The sequence below is a fragment of the Legionella genomosp. 1 genome, from assembly GCF_900640215.1.
In the GTDB taxonomy this organism is placed as follows: Bacteria; Pseudomonadota; Gammaproteobacteria; order Legionellales; family Legionellaceae; genus Legionella_C; species Legionella_C quinlivanii_A.
Map to the genome: position 1 here is coordinate 1 of NZ_CAAAJH010000029.1, position 15063 is coordinate 15063.

Genomic DNA, 15063 nt, shown 5'->3' on the forward strand with positions numbered 1-15063 from the left:
ATGAATTCGTATGCACTTCAATTCTTTTCTCGTCCTTATTGAGCAAACCTTAAAAACATAACTGCTCAATTAAATGACAGGATTCCTCAGCGCCTTCGCGGGAATGACCTAATTCATTAACATGCGGAAAGCAACGCTTTATTATCAATTTTATCTATGATTTTGATAAAAACTATTGATTATGAAAATGCGTTTATTTGCCTTAAGCTGTATATCCCTTTTTCATGGAAGAAATCAGATGATCCGATTTTTTAAATACTTGGTTTTCTGCTTATTATTTCAGAATGCAGCAGCCCAGAGTAATTTTTATTCATATACTGACGTTGGCGAAGGCCCTGCGCTGGTATTAATTCATCCTTTTCCTGCCGACCAGGGCATCTGGAAAGCCCAGAGAGAAGGACTAAAGCACAGATTTCGTGTGATCACCGTGGATTTATGGGGCTTTGGTCAGTCTGGTGAGGTTAATGGTAAGCCAGTCTCTATGGATGAATATGCCGAGGAAATCAGGATGATTCTTGATCACTTGCAACTTTCCAATGCCATCGTTGGCGGTGAGTCAATGGGTGGTTACGTTGCACTGGCTTTTTTAAAAAAATATCCCCAACGGATTAACTCCCTAATTTTATCTGGCACGCAATCCATTGCAGATAACGAGGACACAAAAACACAGCGCGAGCTTGCAGCCCAGGAAATCTTAAGCAATGGTACTTCGTCATTTATCCAGGCATTTACCAGCAAAGCACTTTCATCGCAGGCGTCGGAGGAGATAAAGGCGGAGCTTCTCGAAATTCTCGAATCCCAGAAAGCCACAGCCCTGGCATCGGCATTACGCGGCATGGCGCTGCGAGAAGACACTTCCTCCATTCTTGCAAGTGCAGAAATACCTGTGTTAATTCTTAGTGGAGAATACGATTCAGTCATCCCTCCCCGGCAAAGTGAGAATCTGCATGAGATCGCCAGAAATAGCGCATTGGTAATAATTGAGAATGCCGGCCATCTGGCCAGTCTGGAACAACCGCAGCAATGGAATCAAGCGGTGCTTGATTATTTTGCTGAGCGCTGACCAACAGTTTGTCATTCCTTAGTTGGCATTATAGCGGGATCAGATAAGATGGATACACAAAAAGCCCGTCTTTGCGAGCGTTAGCGAAGCAATCCCGCTCCTTACTTTGGTCAAGTTTCGATCTGGATTGCTTCACTTCGTTCGCGAAGACGACAGGTTATCAACTTAATAAAGAAAAAGATTAGCTCCTCTTAGGGAGCTGCTCTTCTATACGCTTAATCATATAGGGAAAAAATGGATTGGATGAAAGTCGAAGAATTGAGTCCAGACTGACGATAAGCACTTGCCGTTCACCATGCGAAGCAATGGTTCCTAATTGAACACCATAGTCCATTGAGTCAGGAAAAAGACCGTACAGACTATCGTTCATTGGAAAAGGAATTGCAACATGTGACAAAGAATAGACATCACGCGGATAAGTCAATCCCAAAGGAAGAACACGTTCATTGACAGTTCCAGCATTCGTAACGCGCTCAACCACATCAACACTGTCATTATTCGCATTAGTGATAATGACGCTCCGATATTTTCGCGGGGGCGCATTTAAAAGCCTTTCCACTGCCGTATCTGCTGAAGGACGTAATAAAAGACCTAATTTTGAAGCCCTGTTCAAATCAAATAATACTAATTCACTACCATTTGCTGGAAGATTCGCATAAAACGATCGGATTATCGCGCGCGTACTGACTGTAAAATCCATCGCAGATTGGAAGGTCAATACAGGAGGCAGTTCAATTAGTCGATCTTCTTTGGCTAGGCGTATGATTTGTTGTTGTAATACTGTAGTTAAACGATGAGACTGACTTGCCGCATTGACCGGAAAAGAGTTGTATTTAAATGGATTGAATTCAGGAAGTATATTGAGCCAGGCTGCTTTTGCAAAAGGTGGTAAAATTGCGGGCAGCGCAGCAAATCCCGCAAAACGTGCGAAACGGGTAATGCCAATCATTGGTGAAATCAAAATAATCCTGTCTGGCTTTGTTAATTCTTTATTTTCAAGAGAGTCAAGCGCATATTTCAATGCCAGTGCACCGCCATTTGAAAAACCTACCAAATGGAGAGGCTGCGATGGACGTATGCGTCTTCGTGCTTCACGTACTGCTAACCGGGTGGCTGCCAACCAATCTTCCCATTTCACATCAGTTAAGGCAGCCGGTACTGTGCCATGAGCAGGCAATCGAATCGCTATTGCAACATAGCCATGAGCGACATACCGTCTGGCGATATGACGCAGGCTATAAGGTGAATCAGTCAACCCATGTAATAAGACTACAGCGCCGACAGCTGGACCCTGGGGTTCAAGTATATAGGAACGATTCCAGTCAGTAGAAAATTTTTCGGGATAAACCGGGCTGCCGGAGAAATATCGATTACCTGGAGTGCGCTGCTTACCAGTCAATTTTTCAGTTACTTCGGCGCGCACGGCATCAAAAAGAGAATTTTCTATGTCAGTGTATTGTATCCAATTGAGCTTATCCAATTCTTTAGCCTGCTTTTCCTTTGGAACATAAGTATGCCATAGCTCCAGGGCAGGACCCCGCTGTAACTCAAATATCCTTAACCCTAGTAATATTAAAAGGGATAAACAGACAAGCTTGGTTAGTGATTTTAACCATCTAAATAATTTAACTCTCATTGAATGGGACTCTTTGGGTATCACATCCAGGATACATCCACAAAGAATATCATTTAGCTATGTTGCTTTGGAATCTCTTTAAGGAAATGTGGAGGCGCACGACCCTCCTTTTGTAAATTGAGATATTTCTCAAGTGGCGCGCATACAGTTTCTTAATGATCAATTGCCAAGTCTCAGCTACACTTTAGGGTAAGGATAGTTGCAAATTCAGGGACAGGAAGTTCCAGAAACACGGAAACAGCGCAAGGACGCGCTGGTCCACAAGGATGTGGATTTGCAACTTCCACACCTCTTTCCCCCTAAGCAGCCCGAGTTGAGTTATCAGCCTCTACTGGAAGACAGGCGTCCACCAGTTCAATATGGTGATCTTTCAGTACTTCACCCAGAAAAATCTCTCCTACCGTCTGGAAACGACGAATAGAGTCAGTGACCAGATATTCAATATTCCCTGGAGAACCAGAGTCAGTTTGCAGATGGTGCGAATACAATAGTTTTTGAAAAGCGTAGGCAGTTGCCTCGGCAGAATCAACCACCGCGACTGATTCGGGCAGCAGTGTCGCCAGCAAGGGACGAAACACAGGAAAGTGGGTACAGCCCAGCAGTAAGGTATCCTCGTTTTTGAATTCAGACAGATAATAGAGCAGCGCTTCGCGTGCTACCGCATTATTCACCATCCCCTCTTCGGCAAGCGCTACCAAAACGCTGCAGGCACGCGCACTGATGGAAGCCTGTGGAAGCTGTTCAGTAATTAAGCGTTGATAGGCATTGGAAGCAATAGTGGTCTCGGTAGCAAACACAGTAATTTGCTGGTTTCGCGTGGCTGCAACCACCGCTCCCGCTCCAGGCCGAACCACTCCAATCACCGGTATTTCCGTAAACATGGCCTGCAAATACGGCAAGGCGGCAGTGGTTGCTGTATTACAGGCAATCACTAGCGCCTTGATTCGTCTGGCTATCAATAATCTTGCCATCTGCACAGCATATTGCTGCACAGTTTCCGCGCTTTTCGTTCCATAAGGCAAACGGGCTGTATCCCCCAGATAGATGAAGGACTCTCTGGGTAATAAGCTTTTCAAGGCTCGCAAAACGGTCAGCCCACCCATCCCTGAGTCGAATACACCGACTGGCAAATTATTATTATTCATGTTGTCCTTAATTGCTCTTGTTATGGAGAACCAACCGAAGGGCTTTGAGGCCGATTGGCATTCTCTTGTTCCAGGTCCTTAAGCGCACGTCCATCCTGAATAGCCGTTTTATACATATTACCAGAATTAGTGACCTGCTTTTCCACACGCTTCAAATCAGCCTGAGCCTTTTCCTGCTGGTTTACCATCTTACTAAACCCCTGGGTTAAAGCTTTAAATTCAGGGTTGTTTTTTATTATTTTATAATTGGGGTCACTCCATACACTCGATCTTGGAGGAACATAAGCGGTAGTGCCCATGCGAATGCATTCTTCAGTGATTTTAAATCGAGGATGAAGTTCACCGACAGCTAATAAAGCACCATACAATAATCTGACCTCATCCGCATTATCCCCGGTTAGCAAAAACGGATGATCCTTATCCGGGGCTTTCGCCAAACCGGTAAGCGCCTTCATAGCCATGAATATGGCATCCTTCGCCATCTGATCTTCTGTACGTTTCTTATTAGGAACTAAAGTCAGTGATTTTGAAGGATTATAGGCTTCTTCTCCCTTGCTGGTTTTAGGGGCCATATCCTGCGAATGGCGTCTCTCAAGTACAGTACTGGTAGTAATGGTGACCGTACCATCGGTGCCTTTGGTCTGATGCTCCAGAATATAGGGCCGGACTTTGCCTACCGGAACCTTTTTCTCTGTTTCATAATCCTTGACCGCCACCCCGATATCAAGCTGTAAAGCCTGATTATAGGTGGCCTGTTTTCTTTGTCCGTCTTCCTTCTTAATCAAATCATCAAAAGCAGCGATATCTTCGTCCTTGCCAACCTTTACCTTAAACTCAGTAAACTGGATGGTATACTCGCCTTTTTTTGCTTCCTCAACGGCTGCCAGCAATCCCTTTTGCATGCGTTCATCAGAGGCATTGGGGTTACCCTTTAATACATCCTCTATTTTGAGATACATATCTAATTCAGCTTTAATCTCATTATACGCCTTGGTAAGAAAGGATTTTTCCTTCGCGATTGCCTTGGCTTTTTTGCTATTAAGATCATTGTCTGGTAATGATTTGAGCTGCTCTTCGATCAGGGCCAAATGTGCTTTAAGTGCAGGGATGACAATATCACACATTTTTTTAGTGTTTATCAGATCCTCCTCTATTCGCACCGCATTGGTTTTAGACAAGCCTTCAAATGCGGGATCAAGCCAGAGAGCTTCCTGTAACTCACTAAAGGTGTTTAAATGAGAATGACCGGACTCTTTCTGTAAATTATGAAGCTTATCCAGATTCTTTTGAACTTCAAGATGGCCAGCGTCTATGGCAGTGCTTAGCTCCTCAAGGCTCATGTCCTTGTATTTATCACTCTTAATACCCTGAGTCAGGAAACTATAGATACTCTCCGTTAATTGCCGACTAAACTCAGGGGGCATTACTCCGTTTAGAGCAGGATCATTAGTGATCAAACGAAGCAATTCAGTCCGATCCTTTGCTGTTCCCAGATGCTTACACAATTCCTGTAGCTGAATAGCTGTAAATGGCTGGTTTTTGGATAAGCCCAACATAAAATCAGCAACTCTTTTCTTACCAGCGGGATTTGCAGCATTAATAAAAGCGCGTAACTCTTGATTATGATCATGCTGTTGTGAAATGCCGTTCTTCTGATCGTGTCGATTCAAAGCGCTTCTATCGTCATTATAGCCAAAGGCTCGATTGAAGACGGCTTCTTCAATATGCCGATTAGCTCTACCCAGAATTTCCCAAAGTTGTTTTACTGACTCAGCAAATGCCGGTGGCTGTCCGGAAAGCTCAGCCGTTGTTTTAGAATCAATGTATGTATTAATATTGCGTACCATGCTGGGATCAAGTTTAACATTGAGCCCTTTTAAGGTATTCGCAATAGCGGAATTATGAATCTTGTGGAAAAGACCAAGATTTGTATTTTCCTGAACCAATGCATCGACATTCAGATGCTTATCGTTCAGCAAATCCCTGATTTTTTCAGCTTCGGTCCGGCTAGCCAGTAATGAAATCAGTTCAGCATTGGCGGCAAGAGAAGCCTGCTTGGCTGGAGAAAGATTCAGCATGACTTTCTTCAGTTCCGGTCTTTGATCAAGCGAAGCCCCAAGGACATTCTCGGCTCGGATAATCATCGCTCGTTCACCAGCAACCTTTTGAACCGCCTGCATTCGAGAGGGATTCACCCAGTCCTGGCGATTAATGTGCAGGGCTGTTAAGGCTTGTTTAAATTCAGCTTCTGAAATACCTGGTTTGATTAAATTAACTAACCGATTCAAATCAGCATTAGCAGGGTATTGCTTGAGTAAGCCTTGAATCAGCTCTGCTTCAAGATTTTGCGCATCGTTTTGACTCAAGCCAGGAAGTACGGTTTGCATCACTCGCGGCAAGCCTTCCCACCCATTTGCCGCTATAATATCGGATAACTCGTCATAGTCCTTTGTAGCCAGAAATTGCGGCATTTGGTAAAGATGTGCATAAGCTCGAATCCTCAGGTTATACGCAGAATCGAGGTCGTTTTCGATTAAATCATTGGCTTTATCATGTCCCAATACTGCGGCAACTGCCCTTTTCAATTGATTAGTATCACCTGCGGCTGTGATTCCATTTAATAGGCCTGGATCAGCATCCTTCAGAACTGCCGGTATTAAACCGGCCAAAGCCATTTTGCGTGCCTCGATTAAGCGGGCCGGATCATTAAAATAATCCTTGAAAGATTGCAACTCCTCAGGTTTTGGATTGGCGGGTAAGAACTGCGCAGCATAATTGGCAGAGGTATAGTCCGGATCAATTAAGGTGGCTAAACGATCAGCATGTACTCTGGCCTGCTCCCAGTCTTGGTCAGTCTGCGGTGTTTTAGGTAGTAAATTACTGCGAACATGAGCAATTGTACTCAGTTTTTTAATTTCTTCCGGATTGGTAAATGCTTCACGGACGGATTTTTTAGCAGGGGTATTTAAACCAAAAGCCGATACGGTCTCCAATACCTGAGAGAAGTCCTTCTGCGTTTTTGCTCTGGCTAACGCTTCAAGAGCCGCCACATCATTCATCGCCGCAATTTTATTGCCCAGAGCTTTGCTGGCTGCGACTTGTCGGAAGCTGTTTATACTGCTCTCGGTGACTGCTTCGCTAATATATTGATTCAAGGCCTCTTTATTACCTGCCTGGCTGCCGTATTCATTCGCCAATGCCGCTTGCAGATCGCCAAGTATGGTCATTCCCGCGAGCTGCAACAAAGTATCCTCTCTCTGTTCCGCGTTCAGTCTCGCTTTGAGATATTCTCCCCCCATCACGCCTCGAAGTGCTTTGGCATCTCCTTCAACTACGACTCCATCATAAAGAGCACCAAGATTGGCAGCGAAATCGGCATCATTATTTCGCTGGATAATAGCAAGCAGATTATTATGCTGAGCTTGCTGGCTTGCCAAAAGTCGTGCTTTAACTTCAAGCCCTTTAAGTGCGAGAGAGTGTGCAATTTGAGCACCAGCTCCCTCTGCCGTCATCTTGTCAAGAGCAGGCTGAGGAATTTGCCAGCCCTGAAGCAGGCCCTTGAACGCCACATCATTACCGTCATTGATTGCCTGCAGCAAGTCATCCAGTTGCTGAGAGTCATTTGCTGCTCTAAGTTTGGATTCGAGATAATAAGTCTGGGCAGCAAGGCTGATTTCCTCAGCCGCAGCGTTGGAAATGACCACTTCATTGCTGGCATCCCAGGGCAGTTTTGATTTGGTCAGATCACCAAAGTGATTTTTATAAGGGTCAACTACTAATTGTCTTCGTAATTCGACAGGATCGACAATGAATTTTACCAGATGGCTTTCATGAATACCCAAGCGGCTAATCACCCGTTGTTTGGCAACCTGCTTGTACAGATCAACAAAATTGGGAGCCCCATTATTATCAAGATCATCAACCTCATCAACTAAGCCATTCTCTTTCCAAAAGTCCTTATGAGCCTTAACTGCCGCCTTAAAGGCGACTGCATCATTTGGGTCAGCCGCAAAAATGGCATCAAGTGCTCGCTGGGCTTTTTCATGTTTTTCTTTGTTATTGTTATGCTGTAGTTTATTTATGGCATCTTGTAATGTCTGATTCTGAGGCATGTGAATACTCCAATCGCAATTCTTACGTCATTTTAACTATAAAAGCTTAAGAAGTCCTTAATATCGTATTTTTTTAATTGCTGTAAGCTAAGGCATGCAGATAAGCCACCGTTTGGTCTTACATTTTTACTAAAATCAACTATTCTTATCAGTATAGCAAGTGAATGGATCAAATAAGAATGAAAACAACAGCTCTTTTACTTGTTTTAATCCCCTCTATCAGCCTGGCGCAAGGCTGTATTATTGGCAATCCCCCTTCCAAAGCACGTTATGTCTGCATTGACGGGCGCTCTCTTAGCTGCACCGGCAAAGGCTTTGTCTGGAATGCCAAGCGAGGATGCTTTTTAAGCCGGTTGCCCTGCTGCGCCTATGAAGCCGAACACTATGGCTATTATCCGAATCCTGCGCGCATGTATAGAGCTTACGAGCAATGCCGGGTTGATTATCCATTTCGCCTCGGCGAGATGCAGACTCATTAGATGTTCAGGAACCCTTGGGAAAATCTTCCTGGATAGTTAAATCCTGAATATCATCGAGGCTTTTTTCTTCAGTCAGGCGGATTTGTAATCCCACATTATTCTTGGAATCAGCAAAGCGTATGGCATTGTCTCTGCTGATTTTTCCTGCTTTGTAAAGATCAAATAAAGCCTGGTCAAAGGTCTGCATTCCCTGTTCCCTGCTTCGACCCATCACCTCTTTAATTTCATCCACTTTTCCTTTTTCAATTAAATCAGCAATATAAGGGGAATTGAGCAGGATTTCGACAGCCGGAACGCGTTGTTTCTCAATACCGGGAACAAGGCGGAGAGAGATTACCGCTCTTAAATTAAGCGAGAGATCGAGGAGTAACTGCTGCCTCGCGTCATCAGGGAAAAAATTAAGGACGCGATCCAGAGCCTGATTGGCATTATTCGCATGCAGGGTCGATAAACACAGATGCCCGGTTTCTGCATAAGCAATTGCATGCCGCATTGTGTTACGATCGCGAATCTCCCCAATCAAAATTACATCAGGCGCTTCGCGCATGGCATTTTTAAGAGCTGATTCATAACTAAGGGTATCAAGCCCCACCTCACGCTGATCAACAATCGATTTTTTATGGCGGTACAGGTATTCAATGGGATCTTCAATGGTCAGAATATGACCTCTATGATTGTCATTTCGATAGTCAATCATTGACGCCAGTGTTGTCGATTTCCCGGACCCGGTGGAGCCCACAACTAATATCAGGCCGCGCATTTCAAGAATGATCGATTGCAGAATGGCAGGCAATTGCAACTCTTCGATGCTGGGTATAATTCCTTTGATATAGCGCACCACCATAGCGACTTCACCGCGCTGGCGAAACAGATTAATTCTGAAACGGCCAACTCCGGTAAGAGATATTGCCATATTCAGTTCCATGGTAGCATCAAATTCCTTTCGTTGCTCATCGTTCATGATAGAGGAGGCGATTTCAGACATTTGCTGAGATTTCAAAGGCGATTGACCAATCGGGGATGTGATGCCTTCAATCTTGATATGAGGAGGAGCGCCCACACTAAAAAATAAATCTGAAGCGCCGCGTTCAACCATCAGTTTGAAAAAAGGTGTGATATCCATATTCATCCGATTTTTTTCTTTTTTTATTATTTTAATTGTAGATAAATGAAATGAATTTAACCAATCTAGTCTAAAATTAAATAGTAGGCTGTCGTTAATTTCAGTCTTAACTAGTTAACTTGTCTCGGTTTTTCAAACCTTGGCTGTCATCAGGTTTAATACAGGAGACATGCTAATGAAAAAACGCAAAGACGATGCGCTATCATTACATAATCCCAGATTGCTATGCGCTTCCTATTACGCATTCCTTGCTGTTATCGGTACCATCCTGATTGATGCGTTTCTGTTTTTAATAGGATTTGAGCAAATCCTGCCTGTTTTTCTGGCCGTAGCTCTGGCAGGTTTTATCGCCTGCGTCTTTGGATTTCTATTTGGCAAACGAATAGTGCATTGCCCAAGGCCCTATCCTTTGAAAGTGTTTCTGTATGGCCTTCTCATGGTATTCGCAGCAATACCGTTTTATGATTTTCTTTTCCTCTACTTTCTTAAAGAATATGATACCTATTTCAGTATTGTTCCCCATTCTCCAGACTGGCTGAACATCTATTTTTTTGTTTTGAGGAACAGCATTATCATAGTAGGATGGTGGCTGGCGATTTTATCCGGATTTGCAGCGGTGTATTTGCGTGGTCATCTGGTATACATTATCCTGCATAGCGAAATGGAACAGCGTGATTTCCGGCTGAAAAGAAAAACGATAAGCAGACAAAAAAGATTATGAACTCAACAAATGAACAAAAACCAATCAGCGCTCGTTTTGCAGCCGCTGTTTTCTTTGGCATTTTTGCCTTTCTATTTCTGATATTTACTCGCTATACCTTGCTTCCCTTAAAAGCCAGCCAGGGCTTTCCCTTAGGATATGCCTTAATCGTTGTCCCTTTTATCGGTATTCTGCTGGGCGCTTTATTTGGAAATCAACTGGCCAAACCTTCTCGCTGGTGGAGGCCTTTTTTGTTTGAAATTCTGTTAGCCATCGTTTATCTCCTCATTATCAGCATTGCCGTTCTGGTCAATTCCTATTGGAATGATCCTAATTTCGCCAGGCTCTCAGTCAAAGACTATATGGTTGTTTTTGGCGCAATTTATTTGTCAGCCACCTTGATTATCGGACTTTGGTTAATTCCGGTTACCGCATTGGCAGCAGTGTATTTTAATAAACACTTCTTTCCCGGTTTACGCGCAGTGGACAAGCGCCGACACAAGGAACTCTGAAGCGGATGATTGCTAAAGACAAACTGTTTGCCCTGATGGCAGATGGCGCTGTGGTTATAACGCCGACCAAGCGTCTTTCCATTGAACTTTTAGAGCAGTACTTTCAGTTTCATACCAGCAACACATTAAAAAAACCACTTTGCATGCCTTATCAGGATTTTCTGCGCATGCAATATAACAGAATGTGTTTTGATAATTCTGAAAAAGCTCATCCTTTATTATTGAATAAGACCCAATACGATTATCTTTGGCTAGATATTCTGAAACAGCAGACTGAAATTCCCCTGCACACAGGCCTGATTGATGCGGTTAAAGACGCATGGGCCAAATGTCAGCGCTGGAAACTTGATATCAATCTCAGCACATTTTCTCAGACTTCGCAGACTCAAGCTTTTGCAAAATGGTCTCTCCTGTTTCAGCAAGCTCTGGATAAAATCCCGGCTATCGTTGATGAGCAATTGGCGGATTATCTGGCCTTGGCTCTTAAAAACGTCCAGTATACAGCCAGCATCTGGGTTTGCTTTGAGGATTACACTCTCCAACAAAAGAATTTACAGATTAAACTAGAGAGGCTGGGCTGTAATGTGCTTCATACCATATTAAACCCCGCCACAAGCGCCACCAGTCTCTATCAGGCCAAAAATACAAGCGATGAATATGAGGAAATGATTGCCTGGGCAAAAACCCGGCTCTCTGAAGCAAAGCGAATAGGGATTGTCGTACCCTCTCTGGAGACTGAAGGCAGAAAACTGCAGCGGCTGCTTCAGAACAGACTGCCCGATGTACCTTTTAGCATTTCGCTGGGCAAGCCCTTAAGTGAATATCCACTTGTTGGGCATGCCATGCAATGGCTGAAACTGGATTGCCAGACGCTTAGCAACCATCAGGCTCGATTGCTGTTATATTCACCTTATTTACATCAATCCAGTAAAGAATTTCTTAAGCGGGCTCAGTTCATACAGAACAGCGTTTCACTTCAGGAAGAGAGGATAGACTGGCATTTCTTTTTAAACGAACTTCAGTACAAGACGCCAGGATTATATAAAATCCTTTCTACAATCAAGACGTATCCTCAATCCGCCTCCCCTTCTCAGTGGCTGCAGCATTTTCAGAACAGGCTGAATAATATGGGATTTCCGGGTGATCAGGCACTGGATTCGGAAACCTATCAGTGCCTGCAAAAACTGCTTCATCTCTTCTCTGAATTGAAACAATTGCAGCTTTTTAGCTCCAGTCTAAGTCTGGCGCAAGCACTTGATGCCTTGCATTCCATAGCCTCCAATACTATTTTTCAACCCAAAGCGGAAAAAAGCGGTTTGCATATAATGGGTGTACTGGAATCCTCTGGGACACGTTTTGATGCGCTATGGGTGACCGGTATGACCGATGAATGCCTGCCGAAGAAAATTAAACCTTCTGCCTTTATTCCTTTGGAATATCAAAGGATTTACACCAGTTCTGATTATGCCTTGAACCTGGCGGAAAAACAGTTTGACTCATTTCTGCGAAATGCGCCGCTGGTTGTCTTCAGCTACGCCTCTATTGATGAAGACAAACCCCAGCTCCCTTCTCCTTTGTTAAAAGACACGGTACACAGAACCAGTCAGGGTGTTAATAATACCAGGCCTCTTATTAGACTTGAAAAGATGGAGGAAACCTATCAGATTCCTCATAGCAAACCAAAAATCAAAGGAAGCACTGCTTTATTGGCTAAACAATCAAAATGCCCTTTCCAGGCCTTCGCAGCTCATCGTCTTCATGCTCAGCAAGGCCAGGCTGCCTTTGATGGCTTAAATCCACTGGAACGCGGGCAGCTAACTCATAAGGCTCTTGAGTATTTTTGGCAACAGGTTATCGATCAGGAGCGTTTACTGGCTTTAAGCGAAAAGGAACTTGACACATTAATTACAAATTCCATTGACTCTGCCATTAAACCTTATCGGCAACAGAGAATGTATTCTTTTTCACCACTAATACAGCAAGTAGAGATTAAACGCCTGCACCGTTTGCTGTCTCTGTGTCTCAAATGGGAGAAAGAGCGCCCGAAGTTTAAAGTGGAGGCCCTTGAAAAAAGCTTTAGTTTAACCCTGCAAGGTATTGAGTTTAATTTGCGTGTAGACCGAATAGACCTATTGGCTGATGGAAGCAAATGGGTTATTGACTACAAAACCAGTATACCCTCCAGCCTTCCCTGGAATGAAGAACGACCGCGCGAACCACAGCTTTTGGTGTACGCTCTGCTGGATCAGGCCATCAATACCCTGATTTTCTCGGCACTCAAAGAAGGACAGCATGTCTGTAAAGGCTTAAGCGAGAACGATTATGAACTGAAAAATATCCAGAGCCTTCCGGAAGAACGTTCCTGGGCAGAAGCGAGAGCGTGCTGGCAAGAGTCTCTCGAACAACTGGCCAAAGAGTTTGCAGAAGGTTTCTGCCCTCCAAAGCCTGTCAATCGTTCGGTCTGTCAACAGTGTAACTATGCCTCGCTTTGCCGGATTAACCACCGTTAAAGCCTGAATATTTAAAACCCCTTGTCACCTACGTGCCGTGCTTTATGCACGGCATCCATACAGTTTTAAGCTGGATTCCGCGCATAAAGCTCGGAACGTAGGCATTTTGAAGGAAATATGCCTTTAGATGCGCTTACCCTGAACCTATTGCAAGTCTTTGATTTATCTTTTAAGCTTTTGATTTTTGTAAAAGGATTTTATCTGATGCGCACCTCTGCCAAATGGCTTTTCCCTTTGCTTGTCGGATTTGGAACAGCCGCGTATTCTGACCATCCCTCGAGTTACATGCCAGTCGATATTAAAGAAGACTTTCAGTCGATTATGAAGCGAATGGTTGATCAGAAAGAAGCGGTTGAAAAAAAACATGCTGATTTGCTCGAACAGCGTTATGACCTGAGTAATAAACCGGCAACCGGTACCACCATGACTGGCGGCAAGCCGATTCAGGAAGGAGTCCGGGTTAAATTACCCGCCGGTCTGACCTGGGAAGCTCTGGCAAAAATGACCCCGGAAGAGATTAAGGAAAAAGGCCTATACCCTCTGGGTTTTCTGCCACTGCCCCACCCCAATCACCCGGAAGGCGGGATGCTATTTCCAAAATTTGTTATTGATGAATTCAATAAACAGGAACAACGTGATTTAACCCGCTTTGATTTGGATTTCGATATTCCCGATCATTTTCTACCCATTTTTCCTGCACCGATTTTTCTGACAACCCGTCCCGATCTTGGCGATGTTTCCAAAGGAAAATTGGTCAATATCAATAACTATTATGAATTGTTTAATGGTCTTTTAAATCCAAAACAACTGGAAGGATTGCGATTGCTGGTAACCCCTTTCCCGCAGCAGCAATTTAATCAGACAGAAGACAGACGAACAGTAGCCCCTAGCCGCGGCGTTGCCTGTTTCGACTGCCATTCTAACGGCCATACCAATAAAGCGACCCACCTGGTGGGTGATATCAGACCTCAGGAATTCAGACATCGGATTAACACGCCCAGTCTGCGCGGCGTCAATATCCAGCGTTTATTTGGCTCGCAAAGAGCGTTAAAAACGGTGGAGGATTTTACCGAATTTGAGCAGCGTGCAGCCTATTTTGACGGAGATCCGGTGATTGCTACCAAGAAAGGGGTGAATATTCTCGAGCGCGGCAGCCAGGTTCACTTTATGTCAGAGTTTCAGGAAATCCTGGATTTTCCACCGGCTCCAAAGCTGGCAGTAGATGGGAAACTGGATCCTTCCAAAGCAACTGCAGAAGAGTTGCGCGGCCAGGAGCTCTTTTTTGGTAAGGCACAATGTTCAACTTGCCATACCCCTCCCTATTACACTGATAACACCATGCACAATCTGCAAACGGAGCGCTTCTTTAAACCAGTCATGATTAATAACATGATGGCAGTGGGTGACGGACCGATTAAAACCTTTCCTTTGAGAGGCATTAAGGACTCTCCACCCTATCTGCATGATGGCCGCTTGCTGACCCTGGATGACAGCGTGGAGTTTTTTAATCTGATATTGAAACTGCAACTCAATGATCAGGAAAAGAAAGATCTGGTCAGCTTTATGAAAGCCCTCTGATTCTGAAAACGACCCCGTTACCATACAACTCATCACTCTGTCATTCCCGCGAATGCGGGAAGCTATTCCTCAGTTGGCATTACTGCTAGCTCAGAGATGGATCCCCGCCTTCGCGCTGAGGAATCCTGTCATTTAATTGAGCAGTTATGTTTTTAAGGTTTGCTCAATAAGGACGAGAAAAGAATTGAAGTGCATACGAATTCAT

Annotated in this window: 10 protein-coding genes; 6 read left to right on the forward strand and 4 right to left on the reverse strand. The window is 44.2% G+C overall.

Annotated elements, in window-relative coordinates; all coding sequences use genetic code 11:
- Window positions 1–238: 238 nt before the first annotated feature.
- Window positions 239–1063, forward strand: coding sequence for an alpha/beta fold hydrolase (locus E1O89_RS15205; RefSeq protein ID WP_165483181.1), 825 nt, complete (start codon window positions 239–241; stop codon window positions 1061–1063).
- 181 nt (window positions 1064–1244) lie between these two features.
- On the opposite strand, the gene E1O89_RS15210 is transcribed toward E1O89_RS15205, so the two are convergent.
- The 3 genes from E1O89_RS15210 to E1O89_RS15220 all read right to left on the reverse strand — a co-directional run bounded on the left by E1O89_RS15210 (window position 1245) and on the right by E1O89_RS15220 (window position 7956).
- On the reverse strand, window positions 1245–2699 hold the full coding sequence (locus E1O89_RS15210) for an alpha/beta hydrolase (RefSeq protein ID WP_133140900.1): 1455 nt from the start codon (window positions 2697–2699) through the stop codon (window positions 1245–1247).
- Between the two features lie 299 nt (window positions 2700–2998).
- Window positions 2999–3844, reverse strand: coding sequence for a glutamate racemase (gene murI, locus E1O89_RS15215; RefSeq protein ID WP_112220280.1), 846 nt, complete (start codon window positions 3842–3844; stop codon window positions 2999–3001).
- Between the two features lie 20 nt (window positions 3845–3864).
- Window positions 3865–7956 carry a hypothetical protein gene (locus E1O89_RS15220; RefSeq protein ID WP_133140901.1) on the reverse strand — a complete coding sequence of 1364 codons (4092 nt, stop codon included), beginning with the start codon at window positions 7954–7956 and terminating at the stop codon, window positions 3865–3867.
- 179 nt (window positions 7957–8135) lie between these two features.
- Between E1O89_RS15220 and E1O89_RS15225 the strand changes: the two genes are divergently transcribed.
- Window positions 8136–8435 (forward strand): hypothetical protein, encoded by a 300-nt coding sequence (locus E1O89_RS15225; RefSeq protein ID WP_133140902.1) that lies wholly within the window; start codon window positions 8136–8138, stop codon window positions 8433–8435.
- 4 nt (window positions 8436–8439) lie between these two features.
- On the opposite strand, the gene E1O89_RS15230 is transcribed toward E1O89_RS15225, so the two are convergent.
- Window positions 8440–9558 carry a PilT/PilU family type 4a pilus ATPase gene (locus E1O89_RS15230; protein WP_133140903.1) on the reverse strand — a complete coding sequence of 373 codons (1119 nt, stop codon included), beginning with the start codon at window positions 9556–9558 and terminating at the stop codon, window positions 8440–8442.
- A gap of 175 nt (window positions 9559–9733) precedes the next feature.
- Between E1O89_RS15230 and E1O89_RS15235 the strand changes: the two genes are divergently transcribed.
- The 4 genes from E1O89_RS15235 (at window position 9734) to E1O89_RS15250 (ending at window position 14858) form a co-directional block, all read left to right on the forward strand.
- Window positions 9734–10279, forward strand: coding sequence for a hypothetical protein (locus E1O89_RS15235; protein ID WP_133140904.1), 546 nt, complete (start codon window positions 9734–9736; stop codon window positions 10277–10279).
- A complete protein-coding gene (locus E1O89_RS15240; protein ID WP_133140905.1) occupies window positions 10276–10770 on the forward strand; it encodes a hypothetical protein in 495 nt (164 codons plus the stop codon). The genes E1O89_RS15235 and E1O89_RS15240 overlap by 4 nt, the downstream gene beginning before the upstream one ends.
- 5 nt (window positions 10771–10775) lie before the next feature.
- Complete coding sequence (locus E1O89_RS15245; protein ID WP_133140906.1) at window positions 10776–13280, forward strand: PD-(D/E)XK nuclease family protein; 2505 nt, start codon at window positions 10776–10778, stop codon at window positions 13278–13280.
- A gap of 204 nt (window positions 13281–13484) precedes the next feature.
- On the forward strand, window positions 13485–14858 hold the full coding sequence (locus E1O89_RS15250; RefSeq protein ID WP_133140907.1) for a cytochrome B6: 1374 nt from the start codon (window positions 13485–13487) through the stop codon (window positions 14856–14858).
- Window positions 14859–15063: the final 205 nt, after the last annotated feature.